The 18,788-nt window shown below is 61.2% G+C and carries 12 protein-coding genes and 1 tRNA gene; 5 read left to right on the top strand and 8 right to left on the bottom strand.

Going from position 1 to position 18,788, the window contains the following annotated elements; all coding sequences use genetic code 11:
• The gene (locus HUV48_RS04195; protein WP_217906659.1) at positions 1 to 951 is read right to left on the bottom strand and encodes a glycosyltransferase family 2 protein; all 951 of its coding nucleotides are present in this window, start codon (positions 949 to 951) and stop codon (positions 1 to 3) included.
• Between the two features lie 78 nt (positions 952 to 1,029).
• Here HUV48_RS04195 and HUV48_RS04190 point away from each other — a divergent pair, with 78 nt between their 5' ends.
• Positions 1,030 to 2,523 (top strand): hypothetical protein, encoded by a 1,494-nt coding sequence (locus HUV48_RS04190; protein WP_217906658.1) that lies wholly within the window; start codon positions 1,030 to 1,032, stop codon positions 2,521 to 2,523.
• Between the two features lie 395 nt (positions 2,524 to 2,918).
• Here the strand turns inward: HUV48_RS04190 and HUV48_RS04185 are convergent, their stop codons facing one another.
• The 3 genes from HUV48_RS04185 to HUV48_RS04175 all read right to left on the bottom strand — a co-directional run bounded on the left by HUV48_RS04185 (position 2,919) and on the right by HUV48_RS04175 (position 4,668).
• Entirely contained in the window at positions 2,919 to 3,518 is a 600-nt protein-coding gene (locus tag HUV48_RS04185) for a hypothetical protein (protein ID WP_176266478.1), read from the bottom strand.
• A gap of 196 nt (positions 3,519 to 3,714) precedes the next feature.
• Positions 3,715 to 3,789: transfer RNA gene (locus HUV48_RS04180), tRNA-Asn, on the bottom strand.
• Between the two features lie 96 nt (positions 3,790 to 3,885).
• Positions 3,886 to 4,668 (bottom strand): NAD kinase, encoded by a 783-nt coding sequence (locus HUV48_RS04175; RefSeq protein WP_176266477.1) that lies wholly within the window; start codon positions 4,666 to 4,668, stop codon positions 3,886 to 3,888.
• A 152-nt stretch (positions 4,669 to 4,820) separates the two neighbouring features.
• Here HUV48_RS04175 and HUV48_RS04170 point away from each other — a divergent pair, with 152 nt between their 5' ends.
• A complete protein-coding gene (locus HUV48_RS04170) occupies positions 4,821 to 6,131 on the top strand; it encodes a GGDEF domain-containing phosphodiesterase (protein WP_225871502.1) in 1,311 nt (436 codons plus the stop codon).
• A gap of 26 nt (positions 6,132 to 6,157) precedes the next feature.
• On the opposite strand, the gene mfd is transcribed toward HUV48_RS04170, so the two are convergent.
• Positions 6,158 to 9,649 (bottom strand): transcription-repair coupling factor, encoded by a 3,492-nt coding sequence (mfd, locus tag HUV48_RS04165; protein WP_176266476.1) that lies wholly within the window; start codon positions 9,647 to 9,649, stop codon positions 6,158 to 6,160.
• A gap of 52 nt (positions 9,650 to 9,701) precedes the next feature.
• Positions 9,702 to 10,019 carry an FAD assembly factor SdhE gene (locus HUV48_RS04160; protein WP_176266475.1) on the bottom strand — a complete coding sequence of 106 codons (318 nt, stop codon included), beginning with the start codon at positions 10,017 to 10,019 and terminating at the stop codon, positions 9,702 to 9,704.
• Positions 10,020 to 10,077: 58 nt separating this feature from the next.
• On the opposite strand from HUV48_RS04160, the gene recG reads away from it, so the two are divergent.
• Positions 10,078 to 12,141, top strand: a complete 2,064-nt coding sequence (gene recG / locus HUV48_RS04155) for an ATP-dependent DNA helicase RecG (RefSeq protein WP_176266474.1) — start codon at positions 10,078 to 10,080, stop codon at positions 12,139 to 12,141.
• Here recG and HUV48_RS04150 read toward each other — a convergent pair.
• A complete protein-coding gene (locus tag HUV48_RS04150) occupies positions 12,138 to 12,941 on the bottom strand; it encodes a fructosamine kinase family protein (RefSeq protein ID WP_176266473.1) in 804 nt (267 codons plus the stop codon). The genes recG and HUV48_RS04150 overlap by 4 nt on opposite strands.
• Positions 12,928 to 13,404, bottom strand: coding sequence for a low molecular weight protein-tyrosine-phosphatase (locus tag HUV48_RS04145; RefSeq protein ID WP_176266472.1), 477 nt, complete (start codon positions 13,402 to 13,404; stop codon positions 12,928 to 12,930). Before HUV48_RS04145 ends, HUV48_RS04150 begins: the two co-directional genes overlap by 14 nt.
• Before the next feature lie 95 nt (positions 13,405 to 13,499).
• Between HUV48_RS04145 and HUV48_RS04140 the strand changes: the two genes are divergently transcribed.
• Together HUV48_RS04140 and HUV48_RS04135 are read left to right on the top strand one after the other, a co-directional pair.
• Entirely contained in the window at positions 13,500 to 15,266 is a 1,767-nt protein-coding gene (locus HUV48_RS04140; protein ID WP_176266703.1) for a DUF885 domain-containing protein, read from the top strand.
• Between the two features lie 190 nt (positions 15,267 to 15,456).
• The gene (locus tag HUV48_RS04135; RefSeq protein WP_176266471.1) at positions 15,457 to 18,735 is read left to right on the top strand and encodes an autotransporter domain-containing protein; all 3,279 of its coding nucleotides are present in this window, start codon (positions 15,457 to 15,459) and stop codon (positions 18,733 to 18,735) included.
• Positions 18,736 to 18,788: the final 53 nt, after the last annotated feature.

Raw genomic sequence — 18,788 nt, 5'->3', positions numbered from 1 at the left:
TCACAAACCCCTAGTGGATTCGACGATGAACAGCGGCCGGCCACGCACCTCGATGGCCACGCGCCCGAGATATTCACCAATCAGCCCGAGGCTCAGCAGGTTAAGCCCGCCTAACATTAGCACCGCCACCATGGTCGAGGCATAACCGGGCGTATCGATGCCGGTGGTGAAAGTGTAGATCACCAGCCATGTGGCGTAACCCATTGAAAGCAGAGCGATTAGTCCGCCAATATAGGTCCAGATACGAAGCGGGAGGGTGCTTGACGTGGTAATACCATCAGCGGCAAGCGCCCATAATCTGGGGAAGGTCCACTTCGTCGATCCGGCAGCGCGTTCAGGCCGGGCATACTCTACCGTCGCGACACGAAACCCGATCCATGAAAACAGGCCCTTGTTGAACCGAGTATTCTCGCTCATTTGGTTGAGAACATCCACTGCCTTGCGGTCCAACAGACGGAAATCACCAACATGCTCATGCACGGGGTGGTCGGATATTCGGCGCAGCAGCCAGTAAAATACTTTCGCGCTGCACCGCTTGAACAGGCCATCTCGGCTGCGGTCGGTGCGTCTGGCGTTGACCACCTGTGCCCCGGCCTGCCATTCGCGGATCAGGGCCAGCATGATTTCTGGCGGATCCTGCAGATCGACATCCAACGGCACTACCGCATCGCCCTGTGAATAGTGCAGGCCTGCAGACAAAGCCGCCTCCTTGCCGAAATTGCGGGAAAGATTGACCAGCTTAATGCTCGTGTCCTGCGTTGCAAAGGCCTCGATGACCTGCCTTGAGCCGTCCGAACTACCATCGTTGATGAAGACGAGTTCCATGGATGAATTCGCGCCGAGCGAGTCCAGCACCTGCGAGCGAATTTCATTCATCCGCTTCAGAAAGATCGGGATCACGTCGGCCTCGTTGAAGACGGGGACAACGAGACTGAGATACTTATGCCTCAAGGAAGATCCTTTAACAACTTGGTGAATTCGTCCGTATATCTTCGTCGAAGTGATTTAGTCACAGTAAGGATCGATAGTTTGATTTGGTTAACGGAATCTTACAGGTATATCGCCCTAGTAATAGCGACAATGGTGGTTGCCGCACTGTTTTATCCGCAATTCTCTCTCAATCACGATAGCAGTTGGTATCTAGTGGCTACACGCATGTGGTTGGATGGCGAACGGCTTTACGTCGGCATCATTGAAATCAATCCGCCGCTCGCCTTTTATCTCACTGCCCCAGCGCTGTATTTTGCCGGCTCGGTGGGTCTTGCTCCGACCACGGGCTTCTACCTTTACACGGTGGTTTTATCGGGCGCTTCGTCGCTGTGGCTGATGCGCATCGTGTTGCGGGCCAATTTGTCCACCGGAGCCCAGATGGCGCTGCTGATCGGCGGGATAGCAGGCGTGTTCGTGATGCCGGTGCGCGAGTTCGGGCAGCGCGAACATATTATGCTAATTCTGGCCTTGCCTTATCTTTATTACCTGATCCTTGGCGATAGAGGGGCGCCTATAAAGCTGGCGGAGCGGATAGCGCTAGGCGCTGTGGCTGCGATAGGCTTGGCGCTGAAGCCTCATTTCCTGCTTATCCCGGCGCTAATCGTGCTCGTTGCCCCGTTGAGGGACCTGTTCTCTCGTATGATTGATCCCGCCAATCTGACGCTGGGCACAATGCTGGTCGCTTATGCCGTTTTCATCGCGGCAGTACATCCGGAATATCTGTCGCAGATCGTACCGGTGGCGACGCAGGTTTATAGCAGCTATGGCGGTGGCTGGGTACAGGTGCTGCTGCGCCGGGAAATGTTCGCGCTACTGTGTTTTGTGGCTCTGTGTTGCTGCCGGGGGAAGTTAGCGGATGGCATATCACTGCGTCTGCAAGGTGCAATAGCTGGCGCGCTGATGGCCTACCTTCTGCAGTTCAAGGGATGGAATTACCATGTCCTGCCCTTCTCGTTCCTGCTCATGCTAGGCAGCGTTTGGCTGTTTTGGGCAAGGGGAGCATTTGTCCGGCGCGACATGTTGGTGGGAGCATTGGCGATTGTCGTTTTGGTGCTCACCTTGGGGCGCCAGGTCGAACTTGGCCCCTATCGTGCGCCTACCACCGCAGCCTTTGCGCCCTTCATCGAGCGACCTGACATGCCGGTCTTGGTGCTATCTAGTAATGTCTTTGCCTCGTTTCCCTTTATTAACGAAGTGCAGGCCCGCTGGTCAAGTCGGTTCCCCGCACAATGGTACATCCCCGGCGCAATGGTGGGCCTTGCCCAGGCGGATTGCCCCCGCGAGCCGCAACAATGCGCGAGGTTCGATGACATACTGTTCCGCGCACGCACGGCGATAATCGAGGATATCGCGCGGAACCGGCCGGAACTACTGTTCGTCGATGTCAGGCGCGAAAAAAGCTACTTCGAGGGGTTAACGTTCGATTATCTCGCTTTTTTGCAACGGGACCCTGCCTTTGACCCGCTATTGGCGTCCTATCGAAAGGTGGGACATGCTGCTGGATACGAGGTGTGGCGCCGCCAAGGCGATTGAGCATGAATGCCTGCTGTACTTATCGGGTCAGTTGTTTGGATAGTGACGCAAATTCCGCCGCACATTTCTGAAGCCGTTAGCGTTTCTTATCGCCATCCTTTGCAGGCTTATCTTTTGCCGGATCAGGCAATTTGGAAGTCGAGGGCTTGCGCGGTCCTTTATCACTCTCCGCACCATCGGAAGTGTGAATGGTTTTCGTGTCTATATCCTCTGGCATTGTCAGTTTCTTTTCTAGCAGTGCAGATCATGGTCGATCGAAACTTAGATACGGTCAAAAACCGCATGAGCGGTGGAACACCGAAAGTGCTGCCAGACTTGTGGCCATAGGGGCGCGCATATCAACCCAGTCGAGAGTTAACTTTTTATTGAGAGGAACCACAATTCTAGCCGCTTAATTAGTCGTATTCGATGTGTATGGAGGCCGGATTTGTGATCGTCGCGCCAGTGAGAAAATTGGTAGCTTGTTCCCTGGTACCGAAAAACGCGAGGGTATCGAGGGTATGCTTTCTTAAATCGCGACATTGGTCGGGAAATTCCTCCGTGAAGGAAAACACGTCTTCTTGTGCCCGCACTATGCGCTCCTTGCGGATGTCCTCTGCTAGATAAAGGACTTTGTTTGCGAGCGCCTGGAAGCCAATTTCTAGTGCCCCCTTCAATATCACTCGCCTTATCGGCACGCGAAGTGATGCGCGGTCATCAGCCTCAACTGTTAAGACGATGCGTTCATCTGCCCACAATTTCCCGTCGAAAGTCTTCCCACGATCGAAGTGAGCAATTGCCTTTCTGCGTAAATCGACAAACTTTTTGTGAAGTTCGAGTTCCTCCCGAGATAAAGGTTGCCTGACTTGAAGACTACGCCTCTGACCTCCGCTCTCGGTAGAGCGGACGTAGAGCGATGTTGCTTGATGGAGGCAGGCCCCTCGAACCGACTGGCTGAATGATGTGCTCGGCTCTACTGAATGACTGTGGTTATCTTTGGCCAGTTCAGCGAGCAAATCGTGAACGCAAACTAGGTCCGCATGAGCAAGCATCGACAGCTAACTGTAGCGAATTAGCGAGCCTCTTGCTCTCTCAATCTGGATAGAGCATTTGCGAAAGAATTTAGGTCAAACGCATCAGGAAGGATCGGCATCGATGTTACCTATACGTTACCTTGTTCTGCGGTAGGTATCGGCTAACTTATTGAAAGCGTGGCTCCCCGAGTTGGATTCGAACCAACGACCAAGTGATTAACAGTCACCTACTCTACCGCTGAGCTATCGGGGAACAGCCTCGCTTCAGGGGTGCGCCTATATGAAGCGCATGCGCCTTTGGCAAGCGCTCGATTGCAAAAATGATCCCAGCGTCCGCGTGCCGTGCCGGTCACACCATGAATTGTTCGGCCACGATGCGTTCGTCCAGCGCGTGTCCCGGATCGAACAGCAACTGCAATGCCCGTTCGCGCGAGATGGCGATCGTGACCTCGGCGACATCGCGCACTTCTTTCTGGTCGGCGACCACGGAGACGGGGCGCTTGTCGGGTTCCAGCACGCGCAGGGTCACGCGCGAGCGGTCGGGCAAGATCGCGCCGCGCCAGCGCCGGGGACGGAAGGCGCTGATCGGGGTCAGTGCAAGCAACTGCGAATCCAGCGGCAGGATCGGGCCGTTGGCGGAAAGGTTGTAGGCGGTCGATCCGGCAGGCGTCGCGAGCAGGATGCCGTCGCAGACCAGTTCTTTGATCCGCACCCGGTCGTCGACCTCGATCGCGATCTTGGCCGTCTGCCGCGTCTCGCGCAGCAGCGACACTTCGTTGATTGCCGAGTGCGAATGGGTGTTGCCGTCCTGCGTCGTGGCTTCCATCCACAGCGGCGCGATGTCTACGGCGCGGGCGCGCTCGAGCCGGCGCAGCAGCTTGGCGGGCTCGCGGAAGCGGTTCATCAGGAAACCGACGGTGCCGAGGTTCATGCCGTAGACCGGGATTACCCGGCGGCCGGTAAGCATTGCATGGAGTGTGTGAAGCATGAAGCCGTCGCCGCCCAGGACGACGGCGGCATCGGCCTCTTCCACATCGACCCAAGGATGGATTTCACGAAGTTCGCGTGCTGCCTCCTGCGCCCGTTCCGTATCGGACACGAGCAGTGCGAGCTTGTCGAACCTCTGGGTCATGGTGCGCCTTGTTCTCCCGCTACCCGTGCCAAAGCGGCACCGCTGCGCCGGGACACGTAGATTTCACCAGCTTGTTTGGCAACGCGCTTGGGAGTATTGCTGGCAGCGCGCATTACCGGCGGAGGGGTTGGTGGCGCCAAAAAGAGGGTCATTTGGCAACCAAACCGATTCCTATGGAGGGCGGACTGCGCGATCCTCTGACCGGACTGGCAAACGCGGACGACGTCCATGCGACGCTTGCGGCTTGGCAGGCGAATGCAGCGCGGCGCGGGTCGAGCACGATCATCCATGCGATGATGGTCTCGCTACAGAGGATCGATACAGTCAACGTCGCTTACGGCGAAAGCGCGGGCGACGGCGCACTTATCGAAACGGCGCGGCGCATTACCCATTTCGCGGACGACGAGCTTTCCGCGGGCGGCTGGATCGCGGCACGGATCAGCGGCGGCAATTTCCTCGTTGCCTCGCTCGAGCGGTGCAGCCGCGAACGCTGGCAATGGCTGGCGGAAGCGCTGGCCGATGCTGTCGCCCTTCCGGTCAAGAATATCGGCGGAGACGGAACTGCGCGCCTGTGGCCGCGCATCACGCTGCTACGGGCGGAGGGTGAGACGTCGGGCGCTATACTCGACCGGCTTGCGGGGGCTTTCGCCGAATCCTTCGAGGGGCAGGCCCGGCGCATCGCCTGGGTGAACGGGGTCATGCCCCTTCACGGGCGAAGCAACGCGCAGCTCGAAGCGGACCTGATCGCCGCGATCGACCGCGACGAGATCGAGATCGTCTATCAGCCGCAATATGCGGTGGAGGGCGACAGGCTGATCGGGGCGGAAGCGCTTGCTCGGTGGCAGCACGGAAAGCTCGGACTGGTCGGGGCGGCAACGCTCTTCACTCTCGCCGAGCGGGCCGATCACGTGGCGCAGCTATCGCGGCACCTGTCCGAAAAGGCGCTCAGCGAAGCGTCGAGTTGGCCGTCCAGTTTACGCCTCTCGCTCAATATCACGCCGACAGATCTCGCCTCCGCCAACTTTGCGCGCGACTTCCTTTCGATGCTTGGCGAAAGCGGGTTTTCGCCCGATCGGCTGACGCTGGAAATTACCGAGCAGATGCTGCTCGCCGATCTCGATCAGGTCGCCACGACGCTTGAGGCACTGAAAGCGCAGGGGGTGAACCTGGCCCTCGACGATTTCGGAGCCGGTTTCTGCAATTTCCGTTACTTGAAGGTGCTGCCGATCGACCTGCTGAAGCTCGACCGCTCGATGATTGATGGCATCCTGAACGACCAGCGCGATTTGAGCGTGTTTCGCGCCATTCTCGCCATGGCGCAGGCACTCGACCTCTCGGTTCTGGCGGAGGGTGTGGAAAATGAGGCACAGCGCGACCTCATCGCACGCGAGGGATGTGCCTATTACCAAGGCTTCCTGCGCTCGAAGCCGATGACTGCGTTCGAATTCGCCGCGCTGGGTTAAGCTTACCGCCAAGCAGCGGCGAGCGATCAGGCCGCAGCTTTCTCTTCCTTGTCAGCCTTGCGCGCGATGCGGCTCAATCCCTTGGTCAACTGGAACAGGCCGTTCAGACGCGATTGCGGATCGTTCCAGGCGCGGCTGATCACCAGCTTCATGTCGGGCCGCAGCTTGGCGGTACCCTTTAGCCGGTCGACATAGGCAATGAGGCCGGGTCCGTCGGGGAAATTGTCTTCGTGGAAAGTGACCAGCGTTCCGGCATTGCCGACATCGATCTTGGCGATGTTTGCCTCGATCGCCTGGTGCTTGATCTCGATCAGCCTCACTAGGTTCGAGGTCGCATCGGGCAGGGGGCCGAACCTGTCGATGATTTCCGCTGCGAGCGCCTCGATCTCCGACTTGCTCGACGCATCGTTGAGCCGCCGGTACAGCGCCATTCGCACTGCCAAGTCCGGGACGTAGTCCTCGGGGATCATGATCGGCGCGTCGACGGTAATCTGCGGGCTGAGATTGCTGCGGTCCTTTTCGAGGCCGGCATTGCCGGCCTTGGCTGCGAGGATCGCGTCCTCCAGCATCGACTGGTAGAGTTCGAAACCGACTTCGCGGATGTGGCCCGACTGCTCGTCGCCGAGGAGGTTGCCTGCCCCGCGAATGTCGAGATCGTGGCTGGCGAGCTGGAAGCCAGCGCCGAGCGTATCGAGATCGCTCAGCACTTTGAGGCGCTTTTCAGCGACTTCGGACAGCGCCGTGTCGGCGGGGTAGGTGAGGTAGGCGTAGGCGCGCAGCTTGCTCCGCCCGACCCGGCCGCGAAGCTGGTAAAGCTGGGCGAGACCGAAGCGGTCGGCGCGGTGGATGATGATCGTGTTCGCACTCGGAATATCGAGTCCGCTTTCGACGATTGTCGTGGACAGAAGAACATCGAACTTGCGCTCGTAGAAGGCGCCCATGCGCTCTTCGACTTCGGACGCGCCCATTTGTCCGTGCGCCGTCACGAACTTAACCTCGGGCACGTTCTCCTTCAGCCATTCCTCCAGCTCTTCCATGTCCGCGATGCGCGGCACCACTATGAAGCTCTGTCCGCCGCGATGATGCTCGCGCAGCAGCGCTTCGCGGATCACCATGTCGTCCCACTCGCTGACGTAGGTGCGCACAGCAAGCCGGTCGACCGGCGGCGTCTGGATGGTGGAGAGTTCACGCAGGCCGGTCATCGCCATCTGCAACGTGCGCGGGATGGGCGTCGCGGTCAGCGTGAGCATGTGAACGTCGGCGCGCAATTGCTTCAGCTTCTCCTTGTGGGTGACGCCGAAGCGCTGTTCCTCGTCGACGATCACGAGGCCGAGATCCTTGAACTGGGTCGATTTGGACAGGATCGCGTGCGTGCCGATGACGATGTCCATGTCGCCGCTGGTAAGTGCCTCGCGCGTTTCCTTCATCTCCTTCGACGGGACCAGCCGCGAGAGCCGCCCTACCTTGAGCGGAAAGCCAGCGAAGCGTTCGCTGAAATTGGTGTAGTGCTGCCGCGCGAGCAGCGTGGTCGGCGCGATGACCGCGACCTGCTTGCCGTTCATGGCCGCGACGAATGCGGCGCGCAGCGCTACTTCGGTCTTGCCGAAGCCGACGTCGCCGCACACGAGGCGGTCCATCGGATTACCGCTTTCGAGGTCCCGCAGCACGTCGGCGATGGCGCGGTCCTGATCGTCGGTTTCGGCCCAGGGGAAGCGGTCCACGAACTGATTGTAGGGGCCTTCCTCGGCTTCGAGGGCGGGGGCCTTGCGCAAGGCGCGTGCGGCCGCGGTCTGCATGAGTTCGCCCGCGATCGCCTGAATGCGTTCCTTGAGTTGCGCGCGGCGGCGCTGCCATGCCTCGCCGCCCAGCCGGTCGAGCCGCACGGCTTCCTCACTGCTGCCGTAGCGCGACAGGACGTCGATGTTCTCGACCGGAATGTAGAGTTTGTCGCCGCCTGCGTATTCCAGCATTACGCAGTCGTGCTCGCTCTTGCCGGTCTTGATCGGTTCGAGGCCTAGGTATTTCCCGATGCCGTGATCGGTATGGACAACGAGATCGCCGGTCGCGAGCGCGCTAAGTTCGGCGAGGAAAGCGTCGGCGCTCTTCTTGCGTTTCTGGCGGCGGACGAGCCGGTCGCCGAGCACGTCCTGCTCGGTCAGCAGTTCGAGTTCGTCGTTGGCGAAGCCGGTGTCGAGCGGCACCACCAGCACGGCGGTCTGCCCGTTCTTGGACGCGCCGAGTCCTTCCTGCCAGCTTTCTGCGGTGACCGTTTTGAGGCCCGCCTCGGACAGGATCGAGGCGATCCGCGCCCGGCTGCCTTTCGAATAGGCGGCGAAGAGAGGGCGCTTGCTCGACTTGGCGACGCTCTGAAGGTGCGCGGCCGCTGCTTCGTAGACATTCTCGCCGCGGCCGCGTTCGGGCGCAAAGTCGCGCGCGGAAGAGAAGCCGAAATCGAGCGACCCTTCGCTGTCCGGCTGGTCGAAGATGACGCTACGGTGGATCGGGACGTCCGTTAGCGCCTCGTTGTATTCGTCTTCAGAAAAATACAGCGCGTCCTTGGGGAGGGGGCGGTAGCTGCCCGCCGACTGGCTCGCGGTATCGGTCCGTGCGGCGCGGAAGTCGGCAATGTCCGACAGCCGGTCGCGGCCCACCTGGATTGCGGCCTGATCGATGACCGTAACATCGCCGTCGCCGAGGTAGTCGAACAGCGTCGCCATCTTGTCTTCGAACAGCGGGAGCCAGTGCTCCATTCCGGCTTGGCGGCGGCCTTCGCTGACCGCCTGATAGAGCGGGTCTTGGGTGGCGTTCGCGCCGAATTTCTCGCGGTAGCGGCTGCGGAACCGCTTGATGCTGTCGTCGTCGAGCAGCGCTTCGCTGGCCGGCAGCAGCAGATGCGACTTGCGGATGCCGGTGCTCATCTGCGTCGCAGGATCGAAGGTGCGCAGGCTTTCGAGCTCGTCGCCGAAGAAGTCGAGCCGCAGTCCCTCCTCCAGGCCGCTTGGGAAGATATCGACGATCGAACCGCGGATCGCGTATTCGCCGGCGTCGATTACCGTGTCGCTGCGCGAATAACCTTGCCGCTGGAGCAGGGCGGCGAGGCTTTCGCGCCCGATCTCGATGCCCGGCTTGAACTCGCGCACGCTTTCGCGAATGCGGAAGGGCGTGAGCACGCGCTGGAGAACGGCGTTGACCGTCGTGACGAGCAACTGCGCGCCCGATTTTCCGACCTGCAGCCGGTGCAGGGCCGACAGCCGCCGCGCGCTGATCGACAGGGCAGGGCTTGCGCGGTCGTAGGGAAGGCAGTCCCATGCCGGAAACTCGACGATCTCGAGTTCGGGCGCGAAATACTGCGCGGCATCCGCGACGCTGCGCATCGCTGCTTCGTCCGGCGCGATGAATACGGCACGGCCCTTTGCAGCCCGGGCGAGATCGGCCATGACGAGCGGCTGCGAACCCTTCACCACGCGGGCGAGGGTCAGCGGCTTGCGTGCGGACAGTATCTTGGAGAAATCCGGCATCAGTCCCTAACAGCGTTTGATCCGCCGGACGGTTTCCTGCCGGCGATAAATCCTATTTCGAGGCAGCTTCGCCTGCAGCTCGATTGCTGGCGGCAGGCCCGATCGTGACGTAATCGAGGCGTTGCATAAGCGCGATCTGCTCGCCATCCAGGGCAGGCGGGACCGGTGCGGTCTTCAGCGCCCAGGCCATGACGTCGACATCGTCTTCTTCGAGCAAGGCTTCGAACCATGCGAGTTCGCTTTCCGACCACTCGCTTGCGTAGCGGTCGAAGAATCCGCCGATCATGTAATCCGCCTCGCGCGTTCCGCGGTGCCATGCGCGGAATTTGGCGCGGGCGCGGCGCGCTTCGATAGTCGGTTCTGCTTCCATGGAAAGAGGCCGGTACGGCACTCGCCATGTACGCGCAAGACGGTATAGAGGCGGGGTCATGCGCCCCGACATTCTCAATCCCCTGTTCGCCGAAACGGATACGCTGGACGGGGTCGGACCGAAGCTGAAGAAGCCGCTCGACCGGCTCGGGCTGACGCGGCTGCGCGATGTCGTTTATCACCTCCCCGAACGCTTCGTCACGCGCCGGGCGATTTCGAACCTCGACGAAGCGGAAGTCGGAGAGCAGGTGGTGCTTGCGCTCACGCCGACACAGCATCTGGGGAGCACGGGGCGGGGGCCTCACCGGGTGCTGGCAGAGGACGCGACCGGTAACGTCTGCGCGCTCGTGTTCTTCGGTCGTGCGTCCTATTCCGCGAAGAAGCAGCTTCCGGTCGGCGAGCTGCGCTGGATCGCGGGCCGCGTCGACCGCTATGGCGACATGCTGCAGATCGTTCACCCCGATCACATTCTGGAGCGCAGCGACGCCTCGCTCGGCCGGCTGTGCGAGCCGGTCTATGCTCTTTCGGAAGGACTGACGCAGCCGCGCGTGGCCGGGCTCGTGGAGCAGGCGCTGGCGCGTACGCCGCAGCTGCCGGAGTGGATCGAACCCGGGCTGCTCGAAAAGGAAGGCTGGCCTGATTGGCGCGATGCGCTGGTCCTGGCGCATAAGGGCGAGAACGAGCGCGCCCGCGACCGGCTGGCCTATGACGAGCTTCTCGCGAACGGTCTCGCGCTGATGCTGGTGCGGGCGGACAACCGGCGCCGAAATGGATTGTCGCTGCAAGGCGACGGCAGGCTGCGCGACAAGCTCGACCTGCCCTTCGCGCTGACCGGAGCGCAGGCCCGCTCGATCGGCGAGATCGAAGGCGATCTGGCGCAGGAATCGCCGATGCTCCGCCTGCTGCAGGGCGATGTCGGAGCGGGCAAAACCGTGGTCGCCCTGTCCGCCATGCTGATCGCGGCCGAAGCGGGAGCGCAGAGCGCGATGCTCGCGCCGACGGAAATTTTGGCGCGCCAGCATTACGAGACGCTGCGGCGCATGGCGGCACCGACCGGAGTCAACATCGCGCTGCTTACGGGGCGCGACAAGGGCCGGGCGCGCGAGTCCACCCTAATGGGGCTGATGGACGGTAGCATCGACATCCTCGTCGGCACGCACGCGATCTTTCAGGACAGCGTCGCCTACAAGAACCTGGCACTGGTCGTAATCGACGAGCAGCACCGCTTCGGCGTAGCGCAGCGTCTGATGCTGGCGAGCAAGGGCAAGCGCGCGCCGCATACGCTGGCGATGACCGCGACGCCGATCCCGCGTACGCTGACGCTGGCGCAGTATGGCGAACTCGATGTCAGCAAGCTCGACGAACTGCCGCCGGGCAGGCAGGCAATCGATACGCGTGTCGCCTCTACCGGGCGGATGGAAGAGATCGTTGAGGGGGTCGCACGTCACCTCCAGACCGGGCAGCAGGCGTATTGGGTCTGTCCGATGGTCCGCGAGAGCGATTACGCCACCGAAGACATTGCCGCTGCCGAAGCGCGCTTCGCTACGCTCAAGGAACGGTTCGGGGAGGCTGTCGCGCTTGTCCACGGGCAGCTCGCGCCCGAAGTTAAGGACGCGAACATGCAGGCCTTCGTTCGCGGCGATGCGAAGCTGCTCGTCGCGACGACGGTCATCGAAGTCGGCGTGGACGTCCCGAACGCAACGCTGATGGTGATCGAGCAGGCCGAGCGGTTCGGCCTCGCACAACTGCATCAGCTCCGCGGACGGGTCGGGCGCGGAGCGGAGAAGTCGGTCTGCCTTCTATTGCGCGGGGATGAACTGTCCGAAACTGCGCGCGACAGGCTGGCGCTGATGCGCGAGACGCAGGACGGCTTCCGTCTCGCCGAGGAAGACCTGCGCCTGCGCGGCGGGGGCGAACTGCTCGGCACGCGTCAGTCGGGCGACAACGCGTTCAATGTCGCGAGCCTCGAGCAAATTACGCGGCTTTTGCCGAAGGCACATGACGATGCACGGCTGCTGATCGAACGCGACGGCGGCCTTACCGGCGAGCGGGGCGAGGCGGCGCGGGTACTGCTCTACCTCTTCGAACGCGACTACGGCGTGCAATTGCTGCGCGGCGGCTAGAAACCGAGCGTATCGAGGTCGCGCATGGCCGAACCTTCGTATCCGCCCCCGAATAGGCGCACGTGGATGAGCCAGATCCACAGTCGGTAGATCGGCTGGCGCTTCTCCCATCCCGGTTCGAGATCGAGCGCGTCGAAGAAGGCCTGTGCCGGACTATCGAACACTGTCAGCGTCGCGGCATCGACTTCCCGGTCGCCGTAGTAGGCATTGGGGTCGATCAGGCTGATGTTCTTACCGCTAACGAGGATGTTTCCGCCCCACAGATCCCCATGTAGCAGTGCGGCCGGCGGCGAGGCGGGAAGGAGATCTGGCAGAGACTTCGCCAGCGCTTCGATCCGGCGCGCGAGGGCGCTCTCAAGATGCGGGACGTGGCATAAAAGGCGCCGCTCCGCCCAGAATGTCGGCCAATCCTCGGCGCGATCGTTCTCTACCGCTACATGGCGCAGCGCATAGTCTTCGTTCCAGCCGTATTGCGCGCGCGTAGGTTGGCGCAGCTTCGTCAGCGCTTCCGCGAGCGAGATCCATGCATCGCCCGACAGCGCGCCGGCGCCGGTTACGTAGTCGATTAAAAGCACGTCGTTCTCGCAGGCTAGTACCCGCGGCACCGGTGCGCCGGCCCGGCGCATTGCTTCGAGCATCCGGCTTTCCTCGGCCACCACTGGCCCGCTCTTGGCGACGATCATGGTGCCGTCTGCGAGTTTGACCTTGCTCGCGCCCGAGATGTCGCCGCCCGCGAAGCGCTCTACCGAAGTAACGGCCTGCCCGGTCAGGCGCTTGGCAAGATCCTCAATCGCTGCCATCGCGCAATTCGGCGACGAGCGCTTTCGCCGCTTCGTCCACGAGTTTCCACGTCAAGGCGAACATGTCCGCGCCGTCGTGATAGGGATCGTCGACTGCCGAGCCCTTCCGGGTGGGAACCTGGTCGAGCAGCAAAGCGATCTTCGCCGTCGAGTTCGCGGGTGCGCGCTCTCTGATATCGGCGAGGTTGCTGTGATCGAGCGCCAGGATATGGGTGAATCGCGTGTAGTCGTCTGCCGACAACTGCCGGCCTCGGTAGCCCGATATGTCAATACCGTGATTGGCGGCTTCCGCGATACTGCGCAAATCGGGCGGTTCGCCAATATGATAGCCGGCGGTTCCGACGCTGTCCGTCTCCACGTCGAGCCCCGCTTCCTCGGCGCGCGCACGAAAGGCGGCTTCGGCTAGCGGCGAACGGCAGATATTGCCGAGGCAGACGAACAGGACGCTTGGTTTTTGGCTCATGGGCTGGGCCTACTGGACCGGGACGCCGCGGCGCAATAGGGAATACGGCAACAGACAGGAGAGAGCCCTTGAAATCCATTCTCGCCGCGCTGGCCATGTCCACCGCCGCTTCCACTATCCTCGTATCCGGACCCGCCGCCGCGCAGTCGCAGGAAGCCGTTTCGCCCGAGGCGAGCCGGTATGAAGCCTTGCGCGAGGAAATCTGGCAGTGGACGCTCGATAACAGTCCCTACCTCGCCACTTCGGTCGGCGACCGGCGGGGGGACGGTAAGCTGGGCGACCTGTCCATCGCCGGATACGAGCAGGAGATCGCCGACAAACGCGCGTTCGTGCAGCGCCTCGATGCGATCGACGAAAGCGCGCTGACGGACAATCTGCGGGTCGATTACGCGATTTTGAAGCGCAGCCTTGAAGACGATATCGCGGGCGCGGCGTTCGATCAGTCGCGCTATATCCTGTTCACCAATCGCGGCGGCTGGTTCCAGTCGGTTTCCTCGCTTCCCTACCGCTCTCCCTTTTTCACGCTTGCCGACTACGAAAGCTACGTAGGGCGGCTCGAAGCTTACGGCGCCTACAACGCGCAAGGCATCGCCCGTTCGCGCGAAGCCGTGGCGCGCGGTTTGACGCAGCCCTGCGGCCCGATGGAAGGCTTTGCCGAAAACCTCGCGAAGAACATTGCCGACGATCCTGAGGAGACGGCATTCTGGCAGCCGTTCGCGGAAAAGCCGTCCACCATATCGGACAGCGAATGGAGCGCCTTGCAGTCGCGCGCACGGACTGCGCTCAATGACGGCGTTTTCCCGGCCTACCGCGAGTTCCTGGACTTCTACGAAAACGAATACGCGCCGAAGTGCCGGACCGGCGCGCCGGGCATTCTGGAAACACCGGGCGGGGACGATTATTACGCCTACCGGGTCGCGAGCTTCACCACGACCGACATGACGCCGGACGAGATCCACCGGCTCGGCCTGTCTGAAGTCGCCCGCATCCGTGCGGAGATGGAAGAGGTGGCGAAGGAAGCGGGCTACGATACGCGGGAAGCCTATATCGAGCACCTTCGGACCGACCCGCAATACTACGCGAAGTCGTCCGAAGAATTGATGGAATATGCGGGCGCGCTCGCGAAAGAGATCGACGGCTGGATGCCCAAGCTGTTCGGCACCCTGCCGCGCCAGCCTTACACGGTCCTGCCGATCCCGGCCGCGCAGGCGCCGGGAAATACGACAGCCTATTACGAGCCGGGTTCGCTCGCGAGCGGCCAGGCGGGGATCTACCGCGTCAACACGACCGACCTCGACCAGCGCCCGCTTTACGAAATGCCTGCGCTCGGCGTGCACGAGGCAGTTCCGGGGCACCACCAGCAGATCGCACTGCAGCAGGAACTCGACATGCATCCGCTGCGGCAGAACGGCACATTCTTCACCGCCTTTGTCGAAGGCTGGGGCCTGTATTCGGAGCGGCTCGGCATCGAGATGGGCCTGTACGACACGCCGGCCAAGCAGATGGGGCGCCTGTCTTACGAGATGTGGCGCGCAACCCGGCTCGTGGTCGACACGGGAATGCATGCGAAAGGCTGGTCGAAGCAGCAAGCGGTCGATTTCATGACCAAAAACACGGCGCTGAGCGCTGGCAACATCGATGCCGAGGTCAACCGCTACATCACCTGGCCGGGTCAGGCGCTGGCCTACAAGATCGGCGAGCTCAAAATACGAGAATTGCGCGAACGGGCGACCGAGGCACTGGGCGCGAAGTTCTCGCTACGCGACTTCCACGATGCCGTGCTGGAGAACGGCGCAGTCCCACTCGACGTGCTGGAAGCGCATATCGACCGCTGGATCGCGGAGCAGCAAACCGCAAACTAAAACAGAGGTTAAGAACCGCTATTTTAAATTGCATGAGTTCGCAAGGCGGCGGAGTAGAATAGTTAATAAAATATGAATTAACTGTTTGCATCTGCCGTCAGGCCGTTACGTTCCATCCTTATCAGGGTCGCCGAGTCGTTATTTTCGAAAGTTGAGCTGACCCTTCAAATCCGATGATAAGGGGACGCTCATGCTGGATTATATACAACTTCGCCGCAATCTCGTCGCAGCAACTTCGCTTGGTGCACTCGCTGCTGCTATGCCTTTGGCTGCGCAAGACAATGACGTAAGCGTCGCGCCGGGCAGTGGCTCCTACGACGGGAAAACGATTTCGATCGAATTGAACCTTGGCGACGACCCGTATGATCCCTCGATCATTACCCGCGACGATATCGATCCCAATACAGACAATCCCGACGGAAGTCTCGATATCGATGGCGTCAACGGCATCGGTCAGATGATTATCTGGAATGGCAACGGATCGGTCGGACTATGTACGGGAACCTTGATCAATCCGCGCACCGTCTTGTTCGCTGCACACTGCGTGAATAGCCGTCCCGAAGAGGCGTATGGAGCGGACACCGGCGGAACGCCCATCGGTTTCGGGTTTGAGCAGAACGCACGTCCGGGCGCTATTTCCTGGATCAACAACGGCTTCAATACGGTCGAGAGTCGCTCGTTCTATAATTCCAATTACATTTGGTACGACGAGCGATCCTTGGAATTCGGGTTCCTGGAAGCGGATATTGCGCTCGCCACGCTCGATACGCCTGCGTTCGACGTGCCTACGTGGGCAATGCTGTTTACGCCGCTTGATGATCAAGAGCATGTGACCATTTCTGGCTACGGCGGTGCAGGCACGAACGCACTCGGTAATCAGGGCATCGACTTCCGCCGCAGGTCTGCGGAAAACTTCGTGTCCTTCCTCGGTTCTTTGGACGATTATGACGAGGGCCTTTTCGGTTCCCGCAGCGGTCTGGAGCAAAACCTTTATTGGACCTCGTTCACTGATCCAGAGGGTATCTACGACACGACGCAGCTTCGGCTCGATTTTGGCGTGTTCGGCACCGACGACGTCTCCCTTCCGCGCGAAGGTACTACAGCCGGCGGCGATAGCGGCGGTCCGCTGATCCTTGACGAAAAGTATGACCTCGATCTCGTCCTGGGCGTATTGTCGGGCGGCGGTAGTATCTTCGGCGCTGCTGCATTTGGCGATGCTTACGGTTCTTACAGCTTTTACCAGCCGCTTCATGCGTTCTGGCAGGTCATCGTCGCGAACAATCCCTACGTTTATGCGACGACCAAGGGCGAGAACGGTCAGTGGACCGATCCCGATCACTGGGTTCAGGCAATGGACCCCAATTACTACGTCGCGCTCGACGGCGAGCTGATAAATCGGCTTCCGGATGCGCCCGGTGCCGAGCTCAGCGGCGAAGGGGCAAAATACGGCCAGGTTTGCGGCATCGTCCTATCTCCGCCCTTCCTGCAAACTGGCGAATGCCAAGAGTTCGACCAGGACCCGATCGTAGGAGCGAGCGGCGACCAGTATTTCGTCGAAGGCGGGCCGGGCACGGAAAACTTCGTTCCGAACAACTTCTCGGGCGACGTGCAGAACAGGATCAAGCCGCGCTACTACGACGTGACCCTGTACGAGGGCATCACGACGCTGTCGGATGCGGATGTCACGATTGACCGCCTGACGATGGAAGGTGGTGTGCTCGACATTACGCAAGACGCATCGCTGACGACGCTTGGCGACTGGACGCAGATCAGCGGCTGGACGAATGTCGACGGTCTGCTCAGCACCGGCGAGGCGTTTATGCTCAGCGGTCTGCTCTCGGGCACCGGAACCTTCGAAACCCCGTTCCTCACATCGGTAGCCGGGATCGTCGCACCGGGCGGTGCTGACGAGATCGGAACGCTTACCGTCGATGGTAACGTCATCCTCGCATCGGGTTCTGCGCTCTACATCGACGCGAGCCGTTCTGGCGCCGACCTTTTCGAAGTCACGGGCGTTCTTTCCTTGTCGGACCCGGACGATCCCGACGCGCCAGGAGCTTCCGTCGTCTTCAACAAGCCCATCGGCGGGAAAGCGCCGAAGCCGCGCGACGGCGACGAGTTCGTCATTGCTACGGCAGCCGGCGGGATCCAGGGCACTTTCGGGAATATTTATTCCTTCCAGGGCGTCCTCCGGCCCGACCTCACTTATACGGACACCAGCGTCATCGCCGAACTGCGCGCCGGCAAGTTCGTGGAGATCATCGGAAAGAATAACCCCACGGCTCGGGCGTTTGCAGAGGCACTCGATACGCTGCGGGGCAAGTCTTACAACTCGCTCTACAACCTCTACGGCACGATCGACCTGATGGACGCGAGCTCGCTGACGAACATGTTCAACAACCTCGCGCCCACGGTCAACGAGGAAGCGGATCTCCTGCGCTATCAGCAGTCCTCGACGCTGCTCGGCAATGTGACCGACCGCCTTTCGATGATGGGGACCGCCTCCGACGGTTCGCTAAGCATTACCGGTTCGGCAGCTGCGCTTGCCGGCGCAGTCGAAGAGCAGTCCGCTTCGGTCCGCAACGGCTTCTCCAGTCTTGCTCCGAGCCGGGTCCAGCAGCTCGCCTTGCCCGAAGGGTTCAGCGGGTTCGTATCGGGCGGCGTCATTGCAGCACAGAACAGCAATGGAGCGACGAATGACTTCAACGACCGTCAGCAGTCGCGGCACTTCGGAATGGGCATCGAACATGCCGTCAGCGACCGGCTTACGGTCGGCGTCGGCTATGGTTATGCCAGCGGCTTGACCAACGCAGGTCTCGGTAATGCCGAAAGCGAAATGAACCAGGTTTCGGCCTACGGTTCTTACCGCATGAGCGGCGGTTTTTACGCCGGTCTGGCCGGTAACTACCAGCTTGCGGAAACGGAAACCTTGCGCGGAGCCTTCGATGGCTCACGGCAGTTCGATCTAGCTGGCGATATGTCGAGCGAGCGCATGTCCGCCGTAGCCGAAACGGGCGTGAACCTGGGCGTAGCCAAAGGACTGACGCTGACACCCCGCGCGCAGGTTTCCTACAGCCGCGAAACGGTCGATGGCTATACCGAGGCAGGCGGCGAAACCGCGCTGGCGATCGATTCCTATGCGATCGAGCAGGTTGAAGCACGTCTCGGGGCGAAGCTCGCCGGTTCGCACGATCTGGGGAGCGGCTGGCAGTTCGTCCCTCAGATGCAGGCGAACTACGTCCATATGCTCAATGGAGCGGACCAGGGTATGACGGTGCGCTTTGCAGCCGCGCCGGATGTGCCGATCCTGCTGCCGGTAGGCGAGGGCGACACGAGCTGGGCTGAACTTAAGGGCGGCCTGAAAGTGACGCGCGGCCTGATGAGCGTCGGCGCCGGTTTCGAGACGGCCCTTGGGCGTAACACCTTGCGCGCTGACCGAGCCGTCGTCGACCTCAACATCCAGTTTTGATCTGATCCATAAGTAAAAAGGGGCTGCGGTTTTCACGCGGCCCCTTTTTTGCG

The sequence above is a fragment of the Qipengyuania atrilutea genome, from assembly GCF_013370205.1.
GTDB classification, from domain to species: Bacteria; Pseudomonadota; Alphaproteobacteria; order Sphingomonadales; family Sphingomonadaceae; genus Actirhodobacter; species Actirhodobacter atriluteus.
This window is presented reverse-complemented; position numbering and strand designations above follow the sequence as displayed.